The 20,924-nt window shown below is 73.3% G+C and carries 19 protein-coding genes; 11 read left to right on the forward strand and 8 right to left on the reverse strand.

Annotated elements, in window-relative coordinates; all coding sequences use genetic code 11:
* Positions 1-25 precede the first annotated feature (25 nt).
* Positions 26-685, reverse strand: a complete 660-nt coding sequence (locus BLT82_RS15810; protein ID WP_093655174.1) for an IclR family transcriptional regulator — start codon at positions 683-685, stop codon at positions 26-28.
* Between the two features lie 20 nt (positions 686-705).
* On the opposite strand from BLT82_RS15810, the gene BLT82_RS15815 reads away from it, so the two are divergent.
* Together BLT82_RS15815 and BLT82_RS15820 are read left to right on the forward strand one after the other, a co-directional pair.
* Complete coding sequence (locus tag BLT82_RS15815; protein ID WP_280142481.1) at positions 706-1,059, forward strand: SDR family oxidoreductase; 354 nt, start codon at positions 706-708, stop codon at positions 1,057-1,059.
* Between the two features lie 12 nt (positions 1,060-1,071).
* Positions 1,072-1,884 carry an SDR family NAD(P)-dependent oxidoreductase gene (locus tag BLT82_RS15820; protein WP_208867914.1) on the forward strand — a complete coding sequence of 271 codons (813 nt, stop codon included), beginning with the start codon at positions 1,072-1,074 and terminating at the stop codon, positions 1,882-1,884.
* An 86-nt stretch (positions 1,885-1,970) separates the two neighbouring features.
* Here BLT82_RS15820 and BLT82_RS15825 read toward each other — a convergent pair whose 3' ends face one another.
* Positions 1,971-3,278 carry an FAD-binding oxidoreductase gene (locus BLT82_RS15825; protein ID WP_093655178.1) on the reverse strand — a complete coding sequence of 436 codons (1,308 nt, stop codon included), beginning with the start codon at positions 3,276-3,278 and terminating at the stop codon, positions 1,971-1,973.
* The gene (locus BLT82_RS15830) at positions 3,275-4,186 is read right to left on the reverse strand and encodes an LLM class flavin-dependent oxidoreductase (RefSeq protein ID WP_143041497.1); all 912 of its coding nucleotides are present in this window, start codon (positions 4,184-4,186) and stop codon (positions 3,275-3,277) included. Before BLT82_RS15830 ends, BLT82_RS15825 begins: the two co-directional genes overlap by 4 nt.
* 89 nt (positions 4,187-4,275) lie before the next feature.
* On the opposite strand from BLT82_RS15830, the gene BLT82_RS15835 reads away from it, so the two are divergent.
* Entirely contained in the window at positions 4,276-4,629 is a 354-nt protein-coding gene (locus BLT82_RS15835; RefSeq protein WP_093655182.1) for a winged helix-turn-helix transcriptional regulator, read from the forward strand.
* 46 nt (positions 4,630-4,675) lie between these two features.
* Here the strand turns inward: BLT82_RS15835 and BLT82_RS15840 are convergent, their stop codons facing one another.
* Positions 4,676-5,329 carry a TetR/AcrR family transcriptional regulator gene (locus BLT82_RS15840; RefSeq protein WP_167746020.1) on the reverse strand — a complete coding sequence of 218 codons (654 nt, stop codon included), beginning with the start codon at positions 5,327-5,329 and terminating at the stop codon, positions 4,676-4,678.
* Between the two features lie 173 nt (positions 5,330-5,502).
* Here BLT82_RS15840 and BLT82_RS15845 point away from each other — a divergent pair, with 173 nt between their 5' ends.
* Both BLT82_RS15845 and BLT82_RS15850 read left to right on the forward strand, forming a co-directional pair.
* Positions 5,503-7,746, forward strand: coding sequence for an LLM class flavin-dependent oxidoreductase (locus BLT82_RS15845; protein ID WP_093655186.1), 2,244 nt, complete (start codon positions 5,503-5,505; stop codon positions 7,744-7,746).
* A gap of 180 nt (positions 7,747-7,926) precedes the next feature.
* A complete protein-coding gene (locus BLT82_RS15850) occupies positions 7,927-8,928 on the forward strand; it encodes a helix-turn-helix domain-containing protein (protein WP_093655188.1) in 1,002 nt (333 codons plus the stop codon).
* Positions 8,929-9,139: 211 nt separating this feature from the next.
* On the opposite strand, the gene BLT82_RS15855 is transcribed toward BLT82_RS15850, so the two are convergent.
* Complete coding sequence (locus BLT82_RS15855) at positions 9,140-12,916, reverse strand: S8 family peptidase (RefSeq protein WP_093655190.1); 3,777 nt, start codon at positions 12,914-12,916, stop codon at positions 9,140-9,142.
* Between the two features lie 262 nt (positions 12,917-13,178).
* Between BLT82_RS15855 and BLT82_RS15860 the strand changes: the two genes are divergently transcribed.
* Positions 13,179-14,384 carry a cysteine desulfurase-like protein gene (locus tag BLT82_RS15860; protein ID WP_093655192.1) on the forward strand — a complete coding sequence of 402 codons (1,206 nt, stop codon included), beginning with the start codon at positions 13,179-13,181 and terminating at the stop codon, positions 14,382-14,384.
* A gap of 127 nt (positions 14,385-14,511) precedes the next feature.
* On the opposite strand, the gene BLT82_RS15865 is transcribed toward BLT82_RS15860, so the two are convergent.
* The gene (locus tag BLT82_RS15865; RefSeq protein ID WP_093655194.1) at positions 14,512-15,915 is read right to left on the reverse strand and encodes an SMI1/KNR4 family protein; all 1,404 of its coding nucleotides are present in this window, start codon (positions 15,913-15,915) and stop codon (positions 14,512-14,514) included.
* Between the two features lie 110 nt (positions 15,916-16,025).
* A complete protein-coding gene (locus tag BLT82_RS37920) occupies positions 16,026-16,193 on the reverse strand; it encodes a hypothetical protein (RefSeq protein ID WP_244291997.1) in 168 nt (55 codons plus the stop codon).
* Positions 16,194-16,825: 632 nt separating this feature from the next.
* On the opposite strand from BLT82_RS37920, the gene BLT82_RS15870 reads away from it, so the two are divergent.
* Entirely contained in the window at positions 16,826-17,458 is a 633-nt protein-coding gene (locus BLT82_RS15870; RefSeq protein ID WP_244291998.1) for a YoaK family protein, read from the forward strand.
* Between the two features lie 95 nt (positions 17,459-17,553).
* Here the strand turns inward: BLT82_RS15870 and BLT82_RS37925 are convergent, their stop codons facing one another.
* On the reverse strand, positions 17,554-17,829 hold the full coding sequence (locus BLT82_RS37925) for a WhiB family transcriptional regulator (RefSeq protein ID WP_244291999.1): 276 nt from the start codon (positions 17,827-17,829) through the stop codon (positions 17,554-17,556).
* 358 nt (positions 17,830-18,187) lie between these two features.
* On the opposite strand from BLT82_RS37925, the gene BLT82_RS15880 reads away from it, so the two are divergent.
* From BLT82_RS15880 to BLT82_RS15900, 4 genes are all read left to right on the forward strand, one after another.
* Positions 18,188-18,523 carry a hypothetical protein gene (locus BLT82_RS15880; RefSeq protein WP_093655200.1) on the forward strand — a complete coding sequence of 112 codons (336 nt, stop codon included), beginning with the start codon at positions 18,188-18,190 and terminating at the stop codon, positions 18,521-18,523.
* On the forward strand, positions 18,513-19,055 hold the full coding sequence (locus BLT82_RS15885; RefSeq protein ID WP_093655202.1) for a hypothetical protein: 543 nt from the start codon (positions 18,513-18,515) through the stop codon (positions 19,053-19,055). Before BLT82_RS15880 ends, BLT82_RS15885 begins: the two co-directional genes overlap by 11 nt.
* 254 nt (positions 19,056-19,309) lie before the next feature.
* The gene (locus BLT82_RS15890) at positions 19,310-19,651 is read left to right on the forward strand and encodes an SCO0607 family lipoprotein (protein ID WP_167746021.1); all 342 of its coding nucleotides are present in this window, start codon (positions 19,310-19,312) and stop codon (positions 19,649-19,651) included.
* A gap of 422 nt (positions 19,652-20,073) precedes the next feature.
* Complete coding sequence (locus BLT82_RS15900; protein WP_093655206.1) at positions 20,074-20,859, forward strand: hypothetical protein; 786 nt, start codon at positions 20,074-20,076, stop codon at positions 20,857-20,859.
* The last annotated feature ends 65 nt before the right edge of the window (positions 20,860-20,924 follow it).

Below are 20,924 nucleotides of genomic sequence, written 5' to 3' on the forward strand. Positions count from 1 at the left end.
TGCCCGCAGGCGGCCGCCCGCGTGTTCACTCCGCCCGCTGCGGCCCGCGCCCCGGGCGCCGTTCCTCGAAGGCGCGCACCTCCTCGACCGCCCGCACCGGGACCGCGTCCTGCTCGGCCCCGAGCTGCCGGGAGATCTGCAGCGACGTCCGGGACATCGCCGCGACGACGAACGGCAGACGGTCGGGGGACAGACGCCCCCTCGGTGCGGACACATGAACCGCGGCGGTCACGCTCCCCGTCGCGTCGACCACGGGGGTGGCGAGGCCCAGGATCCCCTCGACGCTCTCCCCGTCGCTGACGCTGTAGCCGCGCTCCCGGATGGTCTCGAACTCCTCACGCAGCCGGTCGCGGTTCACGAGGGTGTACGGAGTGAACTGCTCCAGCCGCGGCGCCTGGAGGACCCGCTGCTCAAGATCGGGACTGTACGCCGCCACCAGCTTGCCGACGGCCGAGCCGTGCAGCGGCCGCTGCCCGCCGAGCTTCATGACAACCGAGAGGGTCTGGCCCGCCTCCTGCCGGTCCGCGTAGACGACACTGCTGCCGCTGCGCACCGCCAGGTAGGTGTTCTCGTTGATCTCCTCGCACAGTTCGGCCAGGTAAGGCCGGCTGACGTGGCGGATGTCGACGCTGTCGACGATGGACAGGGCCAGCACGACGGAGCGGGGGCCCGTACCTGCGTCCACGCGACGACGGCGGCTCCCGCATCGTCGTCGTGACCAGCCGCGACGGGCTCGGCTGGCCGAGCCGCCCGGCCCTGGCCGCGGAGAGCGGGGCGCTGGTCTCCGTGGCGCGCAGCCTGGCGCTGAAACTCGGCCGCACGGGGACCACGGTGAACGTGGTCGCCGCGCTGCCGCCCGAGGGCAGCCCGCTGCGCGGCGCCGGCCGTCCCGAGAACACCCACCTGTACGAGCCCGAGGCCCTCGCACCGCAGCCGGTGACGGCACAGGACATCGCCGAGACGGCCGCGTCCCTCCTGGACGGGCGCAGCGGCTACGTCACCGGCCAGGTCCTGTACTGCTGCGGCGGCGCGAGCCTGCTGTCGAGCCTGTCCGTCTGAGCGGGAACCACCATGGAACACAACGAAGGACACACGATGGAACGCGACGGACAGGGCATCGCCGGGAGGGACCTCGCCGGGCAGGTCGCCGTCGTCACCGGGGCCGCCAGCGGGATCGGACTGGCCGTGGCCCGCGAGTTCGCCGCCGCCGGGGCGAAGGTGGCGATCGCCGACATCGACGCCGGCCGCGCGGAGGACGCGGCGCAGCGGCTGGCCGCGACGGGAGCCGAGGCGGTGGGACTGCGCGTCGACGTCTCCTCGCGCGAGGCGGTGGCGGCCCTCTTCTCCGGCGTCGAGGAGCGGCTCGGCCCGGTGGACGTGCTGGTGAACAACGCGGGCATCAGCATCGACCACGGCATCCGCCGGATCACCGACGAGGAGTGGCGGCGGACCCACGCCGTGAACCAGACCGGTGTCTTCCTCTGCAGCCAGGCGGCCGCGGCCTCGATGATCCCCCGGCGGAAGGGACGGATCGTCAATGTGGCGTCCCGCGCCTGGCTCGGCTGGTACGGGCAGCTCACCTACGCCTCCTCCAAGGGCGGCGTCGTCTCGGCCACCCGGTCACTCGCCATCGAACTGGCGAAGCACGGCATCACCGTCAACTGCCTGGCCCCCGGCCTGATCGACACCCCGCTCCTGCGCCGTGAGCCCCACGAGGTCATGGACCGGCTGATGCTGGCCCAGCCCATGGGCACCCTCGGCGACCCGGCGGACGTCGCCTGGGCCGCGCGCTGGTTCGCCTCCCCCGCGAGCCGGTCGGTCACGGGCCAGGTCCTGTACGTCTGCGGCGGCAAGAGCCTGTACGCCCAGCCGGCGCGGGCCTGAGCGGCGGACGACGGTGTGGGCGCCGGACCGTTGCGGGGAACGGTCCGGCGCTCGGGCGCGGTGCGGGTGGTGCGGGTTCCGGTGCCTCAGACGGCCCACGGCCGCAGCGCCCGGTCCGGGTCGTAGCGTTCCCGGAGAGCGGTGACGCGGTCCCCCGTAGCGCCCGGGTAGGCGCGGCGGAAGGCCGCCTCGTCGGGGTTGCTCTCGAAGTTCACGTAGGCGCCGTCGGTGTGCGGGGCGACGCCCTTCCAGGCGGCCTCCAGGGCCCGGCGGCCGCCGGGCGGGAACGCCGTCGCGATCACCAGGGTCCGCTGGTGGCGGTGGGCGTACGCGGTGGCCGACGGGTCGGTGTCGTTGACGGCGCCGCCGACGGACCGCAGCTGGACCATGGCCGCCCCGGGACCCGATGCCGCCGTGACGAGCGCGCGTGCCGCGTCCGGGGTCATGTCGGTGAGCAGGCCGTTGGTCGTGGTGGCCGGCATCTGCCCGGTGTTGGGGTGCAGATGGTTCGTCGGCACCAGCGCCGTGTAGGGGACGACATGGGCCTGCCCGCCCAGCAACTCGCCCAGACCCAGCAGTGGTTCGAGGCCCGCGCGGATGACCCGCGGGCTGTCGGAGGCCACCACGGCCGTGACGAAGGCGCTCGTGGAAGCGCCCTGCGAGGCGAGTACCACCGCGGTCGTCAGCTCTCTCGGGGCCTCGGCCATGGCGGCGGCCCAGCGGCGCAGTGCGGAACCACGCGGGTCCACGTCGACCGCGAGCTGGGCCAGTCCGACGGCGCCGAGCTCGATCGCCTCGATCTCGAACGCCACGGCGATGCCCGTGCCGGCGCCGGCCCCGCGCATCGCCCAGAACAGGTCCGGCTCGTGCGAAGGATCGGCGCGTACCGCCGAGCCGTCCGCCAGGACCACCTCGACAGCCCGGATCCGGTCGACCGTGAGCCCGTAGTGCCGGACGAACCAGCCCACGCCGCCGCCGGTGGCGAGTCCTCCGACGCCGACGTTGCCGTGGTCGCCGGAGCTGATGGCGAGCCCGTGGGGGGCGAGGGCACGGGCGACCGCGGCCCAGCGGGCGCCGGCTTCCACGCGGACGAGGCCGGTGGCGCGGTCGAGGACGTCGACGCGGCGCATCGCGCCGAGGTCGATGACGAGGCCGTCGTTGTTCGTGGCACGCCCCGTGAGCCCGTGGCCGCCGCTGCGGACGGCGACCGGCAGGCCCCGCTCCCGGGCGAGCCGCAGGGCCTCGGCGATGTCCGCGGCGGACTCGGGCAGCACCACCGCGGCCGGACCGCCGACGGTCGTGTAGGTCGAACGCAGCAGGGGGTAGCGGTTGTCGCCCGGCGTCACCACCTTGCCGGTGAGCGGGGACGGCACGGCGTCGGGCAGCAGGGTCATCGCCCGCTCCGTACGGCCTCGACCCGTTCGCGCACGGCGGGGACGACTTCCTCGGCGAAGAGGGCGAGCTGCCGTTCCGCGGACGCGGCCGGCCAGAAGACGAACGTGTCGAAGCCGAGGTCCACCGCCCACCCGGTGAGGGTGTCCACCCACGTGGGGACGTCGCCGTACAGCCCTCCGGCGGGCCGGCCGCGGCCCGCGGGTTCCCCGATCGCCCCGAGCACGTTGTAGATGCGCCGGATCTCCTTCGGGGCGCGGCCCGCGGCCGCTGCGGCCTCGTCGACGATCAGCTGCCGGGAGGGCACCTCGTCCGGGGGCACGTAGATGTTCAGCGGGGAGATCCAGCCGTCGGCGGCACGCCCGGCGACGCCCAGCATCTTCGGCTTCTGGGCACCGAGCCAGAGCGGGACCGGTGCCGGGGGCACGGGTCCGGCCCGGTAGCCCTCGACGGTGTGGTGGTCGCTGCGCAGCCGGACCGGTCCGCCGGCCAGCGCCCCGCGCATCAGCCCGAGGGACTCCTCGGTGAAGGCGACCATGGCGGCGCCGCGGCGCGGGACGCCGCCCATCGAGGCGATGGCGTCGGCGAAGGCCCCTCCGCCCACGCCCAGCCGCATCCGGCCGCCGGTGAGGACGCTCAGGGAGGCGGCGGCCTTGGCGAGCATCGCCGGCGGGCGCAGCTGGAGGTCGGCGACGTCGGTGAGGAGGCCGATGCGGCTGGTGGTGGTGGCGAGATGACTGATGAGCGTCCAGGTGTCGAGGTGCCCGGGCTGGTACGGGTGGTCCTGGACGGCGAGGTGGTCGAGTCCGGCCGTGTCGGCGAGGCGGGCGAGGCGGCGGGTCGCGTCGATCGCCGCGGCGTCCGGATCGAGGCTCAGCCCGAAGGTGATCGGGTGTCCGTAGTCGGTCATGCCGTCCACGGTGGCGGCACCGGTACCATTGACCAAAGCGAAGATTAGCTACTAACATTTAGTAAGTGGATTCGGTGACGAACACTCCCGTGCGACCCGCCCGAGAGGGCCGGGCGATCGACGACAGCGCGTGCCCCGACCTCCAGGGCGCCCTCGAACTCGTCGGGCGCCGGTGGACCGGCGCCGTTCTGACGGCCGCGACGCACGGCGCCGAGCGCTTCGGCGAGTACCGCACCCTGGTCGACGGCATCTCCGACCGGCTGCTCTCCCAGCGCCTGAAGGAACTCGAGGCGGAAGGGCTGATCGAGCGGACCGTGATCCCCTCCACGCCCGTGCAGATCCGCTACCGCCTCGCCCCGGACGGCCACGCCCTCATCGCGGCCCTGCAGCCACTGGCACGGTGGAGCGCACTGCGCTCGGCGCCGCGCGGAACGAGGCACTGACACCAGCCGCTTCACGTACCGTCCGGACCCGGAGCCCGCGCACCCTTCAGGACCGGAGCCGAACCAGCACCTCGTCCAGGTCGAGCTCCGGCGCGAGGGAGCGCGCGCTGCGGATCGCGCCCTCCAGGAGTTCCACGAGCGCTTCGACCACAGCGTCCGTCCCGACGGCACGGCCGTCCTTCAGCCACTGGAGCGTCATCTCGTCGGCGGCCGCCGTGAAGGCGCACATGGCGGGCCGGACGGCGGCATCGTCCGGATCCAGACCGAGCAGCCCGCAGATGGCGCGCACACCGTCGCGGCGCGCCGACTCGAAGGCCTGCCAGGCCACTTCCGTGACCTCGGCGGGGCGGAGGATCAGGTTCAGCGCGAGGGCCTCGTGCCCGGCCAGGAATTCGAGGTGGGCACGGAACCGCTCACGGATCCGTTCGGCCGGCGGCGCATCGGAACCGGTGTCCTGGGCGGCCCGCAGCAGGCGGCCCGCCTCGCGCACGGCTTCGGCGTAGAGCCCTTCCTTGCCGTTGAAGTGGTGCGACAGCAGTCCGTGGGCGACTCCGGCGGAGCGGGCGATGCCGCCGATGGTGACTTCCGCGTAGGGGCGCCGGGAGAAGGCGTCCAGCGCGGCCGCGAGCAACTTGCGCCGGGTCTGTTCGGCGGCCAACTGCCGCCGCGTCGGAGGCCTGTCCGCCCCGGGTCGCGTCACCTGTACTCCCTCCCGGCCGGCCGCACCGACCGATCCGCGCCAGCGTAGCCGAACCCTCCGGTGGCTCCGTCGCACGTCGGCGCCGCGTTCAAGTACATTGAACAGCATTCATTGACTTCCATTCAATGAATATTGGGCGACTCGCCCGGACCGACTGATCACTGGAGACGGACATGGCCGACTACGGTCACGAGCTGCTGTTCGGAACGTTCCTCACCCCCCAGAACCGCGACCCCGCCGCCGTGGTCGACCTCGCGGTGCTGTCCGAGCGGTCGGGGCTGGACCTGGTGACGTTCCAGGACCACCCGTACCAGAGCGGCTTCCTGGACACCTGGACGCTGCTGAGCTGGGTGGCCGCGCGGACGGAACGCGTGCGGCTCTCCGGCAACGTGATCAACCTGCCGCTGCGGCCGCCGGCCGTCCTCGCGCGTGCCGCGGCGAGTCTCGATCTGCTCTCCGGAGGCCGGGTGGAACTCGGCCTGGGAGCCGGGGCCTTCTGGGACGCCATCGAGGCCATGGGAGGCCGGCGGCTCACGGCCTCCGAGGCGGTCGGCGCCCTCGACGAGGCCATCGACGTCATACGCGGCGTCTGGGACGCGGGCGAGCGCGCGCCGCTGCGCGTCCGCGGCGACTTCCACCGTGTCGACGGCGCCAAGCGCGGGCCCGCCCCCGCACACCCGGTGCCGATCTGGGTCGGTGCCTACAAGCCGCGCATGCTCCGGCTGACCGGACGGAAGGCGGACGGCTGGCTGCCCACCCTGAACTTCCTGAAGGACCCGGACCTGCGCCGGGGCAACGCGATCATCGACGAGGAGGCGCAGCGCACCGGCCGCGACCCGCGTGCGATCCGGCGACTGCTGAACATCATGCACGGCCCCGGGCAGGACCAGGGCCCCCTGCAGGGACCGCCGGAGCGGTGGGCCGAGCGGCTGCTCCCCTTCGCCCTGGAACACGGTGTCGGCACGTTCGTCCTCGGTACGGACGACCCGCGCGCCATCGCCGCCTTCGGCGAAGTGGTCGCTCCCGCGCTGCGCGAAGCCGTCATCGAGGAGCGCCGCGGCACCTCGGCGGACGCCTCCCGCCCGGCCGTCGGCCCCTCCGCCGGGGCGGGCGCCGACCCGTTGCCCGTCTCCCTGCGCGCCCGGGCCGTCCGCCCCGGCGACAGCGCGTACGAGAAGGTGCGCTCGACCTATCTGTGGCCCGGCTCCCCCGGCCTGGTGCTGCGCCCGGGCACGCCCCGGGAGGTCTCCGAGGCCCTGGTCTTCGCCCGCGGGCAGGGCGTACCGATCGCCGTGCGGAGCGGCGGGCACGGACTCAGCGGCCGGGCTACCAACGACGGCGGGATCGTCATCTCCCTCGGGGCCCTCGACCGGGTCGAGGTGATCGACCGTCAACGGCGCCTGGTGCGCGTCGGCGCGGGGGCACGCTGGGGCGACGTCGCCGCGGCCCTGGCACCGCACGGCCTCGCGATCAGCTCCGGCGACTACGGCGACGTCGGCGTGGGAGGGCTGGCGACAACGGCGGGCGTGGGACTGCTGGCCCGTTCGTACGGGCTCACCATCGACCGTGTGAAGGGCGCCGACGCCGTGCTCGCCGACGGCCGGATCGTCCGCGCCGACGCCGAGCACCATCCGGACCTGTTCTGGGCGCTACGGGGCGCGGGCGGGAACATGGCGGTCGTCACCTCGCTGGACATCGAGGCGGCCGAGGTCGGGGACGTCGTCTTCGGCACGTTCCTGCACGCCCCCGCCGATCTCGACGGGTTCCTCCGCCGCTGGGGCCGGACGGCCGAGGACGCACCCCGGGAGCTCACCTCCTTCCTCTCGGTGGCGCGCCGTCAGGGCCGGTACGTGGCGCAGACCTCCGCCGTGTGGGCGGGGACGGACGTGGACGGCGCGTCCGCGGCCCTGCAACCCTTCCTCGGTCTCGCGCCGGTGCTGCACCAGCGCGCCGAGCTCGTGCCGTACGCGGCCGTCGTCGCCCCGGCGCACAACGACCACCACGGCCGGGGCCCCATACACAGCCGCTCCGTGCTCGTGCGGCACCTCGACGGCCCCACCACGTCCGTGGTGGCGCGGCTGTTCGACGACCGCGCCATCGCGCATCTCCAGATCCGCTCGGTCGGCGGTGCCGTGGGCGACACACCGGCCGCGGCCACGGCCTACGCCCACCGGTTCCAGAACTTCTCCCTGAACGCCGTCGTCCGCGAAGGGCGCGAGGAACAGGCCGACGGACTCTGGGACGGCCTCGGCGAGGGCCTGTACCTCAGCTTCGACACCCGCACCGGGCCCCACGTCCTGAGCAGGGCCTTCCCGCCCGCCACGCTCCGGCGCCTGCGGGACGTCAAGGCGGTGTACGACCCCGGGAACGCCTTCCGCAACAACTTCCCGATCCCGCCCGCGGACCGGGCCTCGTGATCCGGAATCCCGGCCGCCATGCCATGCTCGACCCGCACACCTTCCGCGAAGGCACCGCGCAGGGCAATCCGGCAGTGTGACGTTGCGAGGGGAATGGGACGCCGATCCATGGTGTATGTGTCTGCGGGGGCAGTGGCAGTGTGACGCCGGCACGGCCGGCAAGGGCTGGGGAGGAACAACATGCTGGAGGCGGTGGGACTGTCGGCCGCCGAGACCGACGTGTACCGCGCGCTCGTCGCCGCGGTCACGGCGTCGGCCGGCGAGGTGTCCACGACGACGGGCCTCGACGCAGGGACCGCCGGGCGGTTGCTCGTCGCCCTGGAGGGCAAGGGCCTGGCCCGCGGGGTGGAGGGCGTTCCGGGGCGGTTCGCCGCGAACCCGCCGGACCTCGCCCTGCGCCCCAGGATCGAGCGCCACGCCGACGAGTTGGACAAGGCCCGTGCCGCCGTCTCCGAGCTGATGGAGACCTACCGGCGCAACGCCTGGATCCGCGATGCGAGCGAGGTGATCGAGCTCCTCACCGGTGCCGGGGCGCTGCGCCAGCGGCTGCAGCAGGTCCAGGACAGCGCCCGCGAGGAGATGCTGTGGTTCTGCAGGGCCCAGTACGTCGCCATGCCGTCCGGTACGAACCGGGCCGAGTTCGACGCACTCTCGCGCGGTGTCGGCTACCGGGTCCTGTACGAGCAGGCGTTCTTCGACGACTCCGGCTCCGTTGACAACGTAGTCAGGGCGGTGCGGGAGGGCGAAGCGGCGCGCGCCGTACCGGCGTTGCCGCTGCGGATGGCGATCGCCGACCGGAGTGTGGCGATATGCCCGCTGGCGCCGGCAGGTCCGGCGGGCGACCCGCGCGAGGTGACTGCGGCCGTCGTCCGCGGCAGCAGTCTGGTGGAGGCGCTCGTGGCGCTGTTCGAGCGCTACTGGGAGATCGGGGCGCCGCTGCGGGTGACCGCGGAGGGGCAGATCGGCGGGCCGGGTCTGGAGGCCGACGCCGACGCACTGACGGCCGACGACCAGCACCTGCTGTCCCTGATGGTCGCCGGCATCACCGACGAGTCGATCGCCGGGCAGCTCGGCATCAGCAGACGCACCGTGCAGCGCCGCATCCAGCACATGATGAACATCGCCGGGGTGGCGACCCGGATGCAGCTCGGCTGGCAGGCCGCGCGTCGCAACTGGATCTGAGCGGGGCGTCCGGGGACGGCAGTGGTGCGGCCGGCTGACCTGGCCGGCCGCACCACCTCCGGGCGGTGCCGTGATGCCCACCCCCACGGAAGGCGATCACGTCACCCACACCGCCCGGTTCCCGGGACCGTCACGGGCCGGACCGGCCGGCCGCCTGCCCGCACCGCACCAGGGCGGGCAGGCGGTCACCGGCCGAGTCCGGGCGCCGCGGTCAGCCCCGGTGCAGGTAGGCCCGCGTCACGGTCTGCCGCACGCTGTTGCCCGCGGCGTCCCGGGCGCTGACCCGCAGCGTGACGTACGCGTCGCCGCGCACGCCGGAGGGCCGCCCGACCTCGGCCTCGTAGACGTTGGCCCCCCGGTCGCGAAGCGGGGCCTTGCTCCAGGTGCGGCCGTCGTCGTACGACGCCTCGACCTGCATCGTCACGCCCTTCGGCGCGGCGAGCCCGTCCTGCGCGCGGACCGCCAGGCGGACGGCGTGGGTGCGGCCGGACCCGACCTGGTTGTGCTCGTCCACCGGGACGGTGTAGTCGAGCTGGAGCAGCGGGAGCAGCTTCGCCTCGCCGGCCGCGCCGGACCGGAAGGACCACGACGTGTCGGTCGCGGTGCCGAACGCCCACTCGCCCGACGCCCGGGCGGTCGAGACGTCCAGCCGGTAGCCGGCCGCCTCGGACGGCACCTCGAAGTTCGTCCACGAACTGCCCGCCCCGGCGATCTGCTTGCCGTCGCGGAAGAGGGCCGCCTTGACCGTGTCTCCGGACTGGGCGGCGCCGGCGCCCGGCTTCCTGACGCCGGGACCGCCCTCGGAAGCGCCTTCGACCTTCGGCGACCAGTGGCCGGACCCCGAGTCGGTGAACTCCGGGATGCGCAGGGCGAGGACGTTGCCGTCACGGACGGAGGCGAGCCCGGCACCGCGCGGGATCGACGGCCGGACGACCGCTCCCTGCCAGGTCTCCTTCAGCTGCTCACCGGCGCGGTAGGTGCGCGGTGCGTTGCGCATGCCGACGTTCAGTTCGCGGTCCTGACTGAAGGTCTCGTGGTGGACCTTGTGCTCCCAGGCCGTGTCGCCGGCCGAGACGTACTCGGTGCGCACGAAGCCGGTCGGCACGAACCGCGAGTACTGCAGCCACGTGAAGTCCTGGTAGGGGCGGCGGGCGAACCGCTGCTCCGAGGCCCACGGAAGTCCGCCGTTGTCGGCGTACGTCGTGCGGATGACGGCGCTGTTGGCCTCCGAGACGGTGTGCACCACCCTGGCGGGGACGCGCTGCTTGGAGATCTGCATGACGTCGTAGAGGTAGGGGCTGCGCGCCGTGCCCGTGAGGTGCACCTCGGTCCTGCGGTCCCCGATGCGGTCCAGCAGCCTCGCGCCGGCCTCGGCGCCGATCCGGACCGTGGGCAGCGCCCAGCGCTCACCGTCGGGCTCCCAGCGGGTCCACGGCTGGTCGCTGAAGTGGACGAGCGCGACGGCCGCGACGCCGGCCTTGGCGGCCTTCGCCAGAACGGACGCCTCGGGAACGTTGTCGCGGTTCGTGAGCACGGCCAGCTTGCCGCGGGCGCGGTCGAAGCGGGGTGCGGAGACGTCACCGGCGTCCGCGGCGCTCAGGCGCTGTCCGCGCTCGGGCAGGAGCGGGGACTGGGGCATGTAGTAGGCCGGCAGATCGATGCCCGAGCCGGGTACCTCGGCCCGCAGGAGCGGTGCGACGAGCTGCCAGCGGGAGGCGAACTCGAACGTGCCGTCCGTGACTTCGGCGGTGGGGCTGACGTGGACGCTCTGGACGCTGTCGAAGTACATCACGCCCTGGAGGATGCCGACACCGTCGATGACCCGGTGCACCTGGTAGTGCATGATGCCGCGCTGCTCCGCAGGGCGCGGCGTGCGGATCTCCACCTTCGTGGTCTTGCGTTCGTCCACGGTGACCGCCCTGTCCTTGGTCACCTTCACCTCGGGCAGGATCACATGGCGCAGCTCCGAGCCGTCCGACGGGATGGAGGGCAGGTCGAGCTGGTAGGTGCCCTCCTCGACCTCGGCGATGCCGTTGTCGGGGTCGGTGTACCGGACGAACCCGTCGGTCCCCCAGATCGAGGGCAGCGCGCCGGAGCGCTTGCCGTCGCGGTCGATCGAGGTGACGGTCAGCCGGTGGACGGGGCCCTTGACCAGCAGGCTCAGCGTGGTGTGCACCTTCGCGCCGCCGTCGGCCGAAGTGGCGGTGGCGTAGCCGTAGTAGGCACCCCGCTCGAGACGCGAGGGGTCGACCGTCACGGGAACCTCGACGGTCCGGCCCGCGGCGACCCGCACCGAGTCCGTCCCGGGGCGCACCGCGCCCTCGGCGGCCTCGCGGCCCCCGGTGGTGGCCAGCCGGACGTCGAGCGCGAGCGTGAGGTCCTGGGTCGAGTTGTTGGTGTAGCGCAGCGTCGCCGCGGCGGCGCTGCCGGCACCGGTCTCGTACGTGCCGAGGGCGACGGTGCCCGTGGCGCTCAGCGGTCCGAGCACGGCCGCGGCGACGTCGACGCGCCCTCCGCCCTGCTCGGTGACCTTCTGGCCGGCGATGGTGCGAGAGGTGCTGACCAGCGCGTCCTTCAGCTGCTGCGGTCCCCAGCCGGGGTGCCGCTGGGCGAGGAGGGCGGCGACACCCGCGACGTGCGGGGTGGCCATCGACGTACCGGACGCCGCGACGTAGTGGGCGTCGACCGGGTTGCCCATCGTCGTGCCGGTCGCGCGGGCCGCCACGATGCCGACACCGGGCGCCGTCAGATCGGGCTTGACCGCCTTGTCCCCGGCGCGCGGGCCGCGGCTGGAGAAGGGGGCGAGGGAGTCGTCCCGGTCCACTGCGCCGACGGTGAGGGCCGCGTCGGCGGCACCGGGCGAGCCCACTGTGCTCTGCCCCTGCTCACCCGCGTTGCCCGCCGCCACCACGAACAGGGCTCCGGTGCGCTCGGTCAGCTCGTTCAGGGCCAGGCTCATCGCGTCCCGGCCGTCGCTCGAACCCTCGGCGCCCAGGCTCATGTTGACGACCTTGGCGCCCTGCGCCGCCGCCCACTCCATGCCGGCGATCACCTGCGACTCGGTGCCGTAGCCGTCGTCGCCGAGCACCTTGCCGATCAGCAGGTCGGCGTCCGGCGCCACGCCCTTGCGGGTGCCGCCGGACGCGGCGCCGCTGCCGGCGACGATCGAGGCGACGTGGGTGCCGTGACCGAAGGCGTCACCGGTGCCGGAGCTACCGGAGAAGTCCTCGGCCTTGGCGATACGGCCCTCGAGGTCCGGGTGGGACGCGTCGGCGCCGGTGTCCAGGACGGCGACCTTGACGGACTCGCCCCGCAGCCCGGCCTCCCAGGCGGCGGGCGTACCGATCTGGGCGTTGCTCCGGTCCAGGGAGGGCCGGACGCGGCTGTCCAGCCACACCTTCGGCGTGCCCGTGCCACGGGCGCCCTCCCGCGAGGCACCGGACGTCAACTGCTTCCAGAACGTGCCGAGGTCGTCCCCGTCGACGCGCAGCGAGTGCGCTCCGATGCTCTTGAGCGGCCGGGCGGCCGAGCCGTCCTCGGCGAGGCCGGTGAGCCGGCGCGCGGTGGCCTCCGCCGCGCCCTTGCCCTGCTCCACGATCAGCGGCAGGGCGTCGATGTGCGCCTCGTCGTACTGCTGGGCGACGAGCGCGGTCACGTCGAACAGCTCACGGTCCAGCCGTCCGGTGGTGACGAGGTCGGCGGCGTCCGACGGGATCACCGACAGACGGCCTTCCTGCTCGAAGGTGCGGAACAGCACGCCGCGCCGCCCGGCGCCGGGTTCCACGGAGGCGCTGCGTCTGCCCGCGGCGTCCGTGGTGACCGTCACCCGGTCACCGGTGATCAGGCGCACTGTCGCGGTCTTCCCCATGGCGGCGGTCCCGGACACGGCCGCGTCGGCGGCGCCCGTCCGTGCCGATACCGGCGGCACGGCAGCGGCGCTCAGCGCGAGCCCCAGTGCCGTCGCCGCCAGCAGGCGGATTCGTCTCATCCGGCTCAAGCCTTCCTCTCAGCGCGAAAGGGTGTTCACGCGCTGGACAGAATCCGGTGATCGGGGAATGCCTGTCACCGAGTTGCCGTGGCAGGGATGGGACATGGCGCAATGTCGACAGGGACACAGGGCGCGTTCCGTACTCGGCCGGACCTCTCGAACCACCAGGTCATGACCGAATGCCGAAACACTACTGGCACTCCCGGGGATGCGGCGTTAGCTTGCCCCGAGGAGTCCCGACGCCCACCTCCAGGAGCCTTTCGTGACGTACGACGTCAGCGCGGTCCGCGCGCAGTTCCCCGCCCTCGCCGCCGGGACCGCGCACTTCGACGGGCCCGGCGGCACCCAGACGCCGCAGCCCGTCATCGATGCCGTCGCGAACGCGCTGTCGCGACCGCTGTCGAACCGCGGACACCTCCTGGCCGGCGAACGCAACGCGGACTCCCTCGTCGTCGAGGCCCGACGGGCCATGGCGGACCTGCTGGGCGCGGAGCCCTCCGGCATCGTCTTCGGCCGCAGCGCCACCCAGCTCGTGTACGACCTGTCCCGCATCCTCGCCACGACGTGGTCGCCCGGGGACGAAGTCGTCGTGACACGCCTCGACCACGACTCCAACATCCGCCCCTGGATCCAGGCCGCCGAACGCGTCGGCGCCACCGTCCGCCGGGCGGACTTCGATCCGGAGACGGGCGAGCTCACGAGCGACCACATCCGGGCCGTGCTCTCCGACCGCACCCGTCTGGTCGCGGTCACCGCGGCCTCCAACCTGATCGGCACGCGCCCGCCGATCGCGGAGATCTCCCGTCTCGTGCACGACGCCGGGGCGCTGCTCCACGTCGACGGCGTGCACCACACCGCCCACTCCGCGGTCGACGTGGAAGAGCTCGGAGCGGACTTCTTCGTCTGCTCCCCGTACAAGTTCCTCGGCCCCCACCACGGCGTCCTCACCGCACGGCCGGAACTGCTGGAGACCCTGCGCCCGGACAAGCTCCTCCCCTCCTCGGACGCCGTCCCGGAGCGCTTCGAGTTGGGCACCCTGCCCTACGAACTGCTCGCGGGCACGCGAGCCGCGGTCGACTTCCTCGCCGGCCTCGACGCGGGAGCCTCGGGGACCCGGCGCCGGCGCCTGACGGCCTCGTTCGCGGCCCTCGAGGAGCACGAGGAGACTCTGCGCACCCGGCTCGACAAGGGACTGTCCTCCCTGAACGGGATCAGGGTCCACTCCCGCGCGGCGGACCGCACCCCCACGCTCCTGCTGACGTTCCCCGGCCGGAGCACGACGGACGCGTACCGCTTCCTGGCCGAACGCGGCGTTCACGCGCCCTCCGGCTCCTTCTACGCCGTGGAGGCGTCCCGCCGGCTGGGCCTCGGTGACACGGGCGGCCTCCGCGTCGGCCTCGCGCCGTACAGCAACGGCGAGGACGCGGACCGGCTGGTGGCGGGGCTGTCGGAGTTCCTGGGCGGGTGAGGGTGGGGGCGCGGCCGGGTACCGGCGGCAGGGCTCATCCGGACAACCGGTCGTCAGGGGTTGCGAATTCCGTGGCAAGCGGCCGCGTCGGGCTCCGTCCTGTGCGGCAGGCCGCTTGCCTCGCCGGCTACGCCAGGGGGCCGAGGTCTCCTTGGAGAACGGTCTGGACGATCTGGGGCCGGTCCCACAGGGCCAGGATTTCGTTCGCGACCGCCACGACGGGCAGGGGATCCTTTTCGCCGTGCACCACGATGGCTGCCGCCGACAGGCTGCGCGGTACGGCTCCTGCGTCGAGCAGGACGCGCCACTCGTCCGGGCCGAGCTCCAGGAACTCCAGCCCGGCGAGCCTGCGGATCTCCAGCGGGTCGGCCAGCGTGCCGGGGTAGGCGGTGAGGGTGCGCAGGCGGGGCAGGCCGATGACGGGGGCGAGACCGAACGGCTCGCCGTCCCACACACCGATGGACAGGACTTCCAGGCCGGGGTGGGCGGCGGCCTCGATGCTCTTCAGGCTGGCGATGTTGACCCGGGCCACGACGGGCGGCCGACGCCCGCGCGGCCTTCTGCGCTCCGTGCTGCGTCGGTCCAGCACCAGGTCGGTGAGGGAGTCGGCCACGAGCGCGGCGCCGGAGCTCTCCTCGTGGGAGAGCATGATGACCTGTCCCTTGTGACCGAGGGGGCCGGGCGTCAGATCGACGGCCAACCGGTCTCCACCGCCGTTGTCGCCGAAGGCGATCCAGCCGGGTGAGCCGACGAGGCCCTGCACCCTGGCGTCGGGCGGAGTGACGACCGCCTCCATCGCCCCGAACTTCCAATGGCAGTGCCGGGACGACGCGTCGGCGACGTACACGCTGTCGAGGTCGAAGAGCTCACCCCCCACCGCCGCGCATGCGCGTTCCGCTGCCTCGTGGTCGTCGCCCAGGTCCTCCCACCGGGCTCGTGTCACCCGGTAGAGCACCTTGAGTTCGTCGGGCAGCGCGATACCGAGGCGCGCTTCGGCGGCGGCCAACTCCTCCTCCGTCGCGCCGATGGCGTCCGGCAACCGCCGGCGCAGCGTCCGCTCCAGCAGCTCCAAGTCCGCCGAAGGGGCCGGCACCGCCCCGGGTACCGGTTCGGGCATACGGCGCCAGGGCTCGGGACGGGAGCCGTCCACCAGCACGAGCGCCCCCGGGTGGGGGTTGCCGATGCCGGGTTCCACCGCCGGACTGGGCCCGAGCAGGCGGAGCACGGTCTCCCCGGTCGACTGGATCTCCGCCGTGAAGGAGACGTCGTCGACGCCTGCGTCCGCGAGCGCGCTCCGCACCAACCCCACCGCGTCGAACTCCTCTTGCTCGTCCTCGACCTGCGCGGCTCGGCCGGGCGGCGGCATCCGTCGGTTCAGGGCCAGACTCCAACTACTGCGGCCGATGCGTCCCGTCACGCGAACGGACCGGGCGGCATGCCTCCGCGGCGCGTCGGCCAGCAGGAGCCGCAGTACGGGCTCCCAGGTCGCGAAGTCGAGTATCGATGCCACGGCGGGCCTCTGATCAACCATGCGGAGACCGTACGCGGGACCGCTGACAGCCCCACTCGCCGGGCCGCACGGCAACGGACCGCCGGCGCCGCTCAGCGTGGCCGACGAACGCTCACGGGCCAACCGGCGGGCTACACCGGGAGGGCCAGGCGCACCCCGGCGGCGAGCATCAGGGCCATCGGTGGCACCAGCCACCAGCGGTTGAGGGCGGCCCGGTGCGAGGGGGCCAGGGTGATCAGCAGAGCCAGGGCTCCGGTCGCGATCGTCAGGACGGCGAAGGCCTTGATCGCGAAGAGCAAAGAAGCACAGGAAGCCGGCGAGCAGATGCAGCAGCACCAGCGGTACGCCGATCACCCACCGGAGGCAGCCCTTGTCGTCCCCGGCCGCGTCGGGGGTCTGGGTCTCGTTCCGGTTCCCGTGCATCAGCGCCGTGCGTCCCTTGCTCGTCCGAAGTCGTCCACGAGGCGGTCTCCGTAAGTCCCGCGCCTTCCGGTTCTCACCGTGGCACCCGCCGTGGTCGGCAGGTTCCCGGCACTGCTTCCCGGCCATCCGGTGCCGGGGGTGTCGGCCAACTCGCTTTCCGCCTCCAGCCGGGCCAGGTATCCCGGTGAATCCGGCAACGGTACCGCGCCGGGACAGGAGCGGCGGGCACGGTGCTCGATGCCGGACTGGCGCCGAACGCAACGGCACTCCGTGACGGCCCGTCCCGCTGTTCGCCCGCCCGGAATCCTCCGGGCAGCCCATGCGCCCTCCCCCGGCTCCGCGTGGATCCTCCCTAGGCTGACCGTCGATACGCGCCGGAGCGGCTCGGGCCGGCAGCCGGATCCCGCGCCCGCGCGGCACGTGCGAATTCCAGGGAGGTACCCGGATGGAGACGTCCGCGTCATCACCGGCGAGGCCGGAAAGTCCGCGGTCCCGGGCTCTGTTCCTGATGCTGACGCTGGTGACGGGGGCGCTGAACGCGATCAGCTTCCTCGCCCTGGGCGGGGTCTTCGTCAGTGTGATGACGGCCAACCTCGCCCTGGTCGGGATCGCGATCGGGGGGTCCGACCCCGACCTGGCGGGGAACTCCGTCGTCGCGCTCGCCGGTTACATCGCCGGTGTGCTGGCGGGCGCCCGGTACTGCGAGCGTTGTGAACGCGCGAACCGGTCGGGGGTGCGAACTCTGCTCGTCGGCGAGTTGCTGCTGCTGTGCGGGGTCCTGGTGGGCTGGCTCACGGTGGACGGCAGTCCCCCCGCACCCCTCCGGACCGTTCTCCTGGGGGCCGCCGCCCTGGCGATGGGCTGCCAGAGCGCGACGATCCGGGCCGCCGGGCCGCCGGGCATCTCCACCACGTACATGACGGGGCTGCTCACGACTCTGCTCACCGACGTCCTGGCGCGCCGCCGACCGGACTGGAGCAGGGTCGCCCTGCTCGCGGCGATCCCGGTCGGGGCCGCGCTCGGCGCCCTCGCCGTCGGCACGGCGCGAACGGCGGCGCCGCTGCTGCCCGTCGTCCTGCTGGCGGTCGTACTCGTCCTGTCGGCAGGCCGGCTCGGCGCGCCCGGCCGACGGGACCACTAGGCCGTGACCAGCCGACGAGCGGTCCGTCCGGCCGGGCGGCGCACGACCCGGTGCCGTCGCGTCCGTCCCGTGCGGGGACGGTGCCGTGCGCTCGGCTACGAGGCGGAACCGTGCTGCGCCCGCTGACGCTGTCGCGCCGTCCGGCGCTTGAGCGCGCGGCGTTCGTCCTCACCGAGGCCGCCCCAGACCCCGGAGTCCTGGCCGTGGGCCATGGCCCACTCGAGGCACTGCTCGCGGACGGGACAGCGGGCACAGACGGCCTTGGCCTCGGCCACCTGCAACAGGGCCGGTCCGGTGTGGCCGATGGGAAAGAACAGATCGGGGTCCTCGTCACGGCAGGCCGCGTCGTGACGCCAGTTCTCGTGCTCCACTTGGAGCGCCTCCTCCGTTCGCGGATGATTGTCCGTCCCCACTCGGGTCGCCGACGATCGACGACTGAAACACCCGCCGCACGAACATCCTCCGATCGGGCGGGGCCGAGGATCGCGGAACGTCCCGTACGGACGTCCGCGGACTCGCCGTCCCATGCGGATCGGGCCTGCTCAGCGTGCGCCCCGCCGCCCCACACGCAGAACCGGACTCCGGCCGGGTGAGTTCCGCCTCGTGCCGGAGGCCCGTACCAGCCGCGCCTCGCGCTTCACTCGTTCGGTGGCGTTTGAGTGGCAGCCCGTACGTTCCGGGACTCTGATGGAAGCCGGACCTCAACGGCGTCCGGGTCGGAGGTGGCCGATGTACAGCATGCGCGCCGAACGGATAACCGCGGAGGACGGCACCGCTCTCCTCTGGCACGCCCTCGACCGCAACGGCGAAGTCCTGTGCACACGGACGGTCGGCGGCACGGCGGAGTGGACGCGCGACGCCGTGAACGACCGCGACGAGTACTGCGACGACTGCATGGCCGCCGTCGCCTTGGCCTTCCGTCCCGCTCCCCGTGCCAACGGTGCACACGGTGCCGAGGCCCGTACCGCCGAGGCCCGTACCGCCGGTGGCCGTGCCGCCGTCGGAGGAGGAACCGTGGAGCGGCACGCTCCGGCCGATCCGGAACGCCGGCCCCATGGGCGGTGACGCATCCCGGCAGCGCCGCCGGCCGCGGCCGGGGCTGATGGCGCGCTGGCGCCAATCGGCGGACCAGCACCTGACACCCACCAAGAGATCGTTGATCGTGACGTGGATCTCCTTCGGTGTCACCTGGGGCAGCGTCCGGGTCATCACCCACGGCATCCGCGGCGGATGGCTGCCGTGGGGGAACATCACCGCCGCCGGCCGGCACTTCCACCACTACAACTTCGGCATCGGGACGCTGGCGGGCATCGGCCTCATCGCCGTGCGCGGCGACGAACGCGCCGTCGGCCACCCGGCCGTCGCCGCCGCGTACGGCTCGGGAACCGCCCTGATCGCCGACGAGTTCGCCCTGCTCCTCGATCTGCAGGACGTGTACTGGACCAAGCAGGGGCGGCTCAGCGTGGACGTCTCGCTCGGCATCCTCTCCGCGCTCGGCGCGTACCTGACCGCCGTGCCGTTCTGGCACGAGTGCGCCCGTGTGACGCGCCGTCGCCTGGTGTCCGCGACCAAGCGCGACCTGGCTCCCGGCAGGTGAGCCGCCCGGCGCCGCCGGCTCCGGTACCCAGGGCTTGCTCCGGCCGTCAAGTGCGTTCGGCGCGGGCCCTGCTGGGTTCGGGACACACCGGCGGGCCCCCGCCGTCCCGTCGGCACGGCACGCCCTGACGGGCACGCGCGTCCGTCGGCTCGGTCCGCTGAGCATGCGCGAGCGCATTCCTGAGTAGGCGTACTCAGGGCACCACGATCGACGTCGACGACAGTGGTGCGCAGACCGAGCGACAGGAGACCGCCATGCCCAGGACCCGCACGATCAGCCGCCCCGCCTCCGGAGCCACCGGACGCCGTGGGGTACGCGTCGCCGCGGCCACCGCTCTCAGCGCGGTCGCCGCGGCGGTGGCTCTGACCGGGTGTTCCTTCCAGGACGACATCTGCAGCGAGGGCGAGTACCCCGTCATGACGGTGGGGAACACCGGTTCCGCGTGCGCGAAGGACGGGGAAGAGCCTCCGAAGGGCTACGTGCGGTACCCCGAGGGCAAGGTGCCGCAGAAGGTCGACGACAAGTGGGACGTCTACTGGCGTACGCACGCGGTCGACGAGGACGGCAACATCGTCGAGGTACCGGATGCGGGCTGACCTCCCGATCCCGCCGAACTGCCCTGGCAGGCATGGGCGTTCCGCGGCGGCACACCGGGCGTCGGTTCACGGCGCGGAGGGACCGACGGGGTACGGCACGAAGGTACTGGAGTTCTGGTCGATGCTCAGCGGCCGGCCGAGCGGCGGTGCCGCGCGCTGACGACAACGGACCGCAGATCGCGCGTGCTCGTCACCCGCGATCCACGCGGCGTTCCCCGCCGGTGCCGGACCCCGGGTTCCCGTTCGGCGACGCGACTCGTCGTAACGGCCGTGACCGGGTCGGGCTGGGAGGACCTCGACGGGACCCAGCGGGCAAGGCGCCGCGGCCGCATCCTGCGCACGGGGCGTCGCCACCGCTCCGCGGCCGGTCAGACGGCGAAATCCACTCCGGCATCGAACGCATGAGCGTTTAGGATCCTGCGGTGATCACTCTTTCCGTGGACTCCACCTCCTCGAGTTACGCCGCCGGCCAATCTCTGGGAGCCCTGCTCGTCACCGGGGCCGTCATGGCTCTGATCTGGCGGGTGACGCGATCCTGGCGGCAGGCCGGCCCGGCGCACCCGCCCACGTCGGAGGCGGCGACTGCGGCAGCACGGGCGAAGCGCCGGCGGATCGTGCTCGGCGTGCTGGCGCTCGTCGCCGCCGCCGGGTGCTTCAAGGCCGTGTCCGTCCACAACCCCGAGCCGCGCGCCGCCGAGGCCGGTGCCGACGACTCCGTCGGCGCGAGCGCGGTGCCGGAGCGGACCGTCGCACCGCCGAACCGGCTGCGGCACCACCGCCTCATGGCGCGCGAGGAAACCGCCGTCGTCGACGCGGCCTTGGCGCAGCGTGGCCCCGAGCGGCAGTCGGATGCCAAGCGCTGGTACTACGGCTCGGAAGCGACGGGAGTGTCGGCACTCCTGTCCGTCCACACCGTCGAGGACGACCCCGAACTGGCCGCCGAGAAGCAGCGCGACTCCTTCACCCAGGAGTTCCGGAACTTCTTCGCCGGAGCCCGCGCCCGGGACACCGCCTTCTTCGACGCCGGTCCGCTGCGCGGGCGACTCGGCTGCGGTCACGTCGACACGCCGACCGGCGAGGCCGCGGTCTGCGCATGGTCGGACGCCTACACCTCGGGCCACGTCCTGCTCACCGACACCCGGGACCTGGAGGAGGCGGCGCAGATCACCCGTGAGTTCCGCGCCGCGACCGACCGGCGCGCGGAATGACCTGAGCCGGTCCACTGCCCCGGCGCCGCTGGCGCCGCGACCGCAGAGGTCTGCACGGCGGCGGG

Origin of the sequence: Streptomyces wuyuanensis, from assembly GCF_900103455.1 — a bacterium.
Classification (GTDB): Bacteria; Actinomycetota; Actinomycetes; order Streptomycetales; family Streptomycetaceae; genus Streptomyces; species Streptomyces wuyuanensis.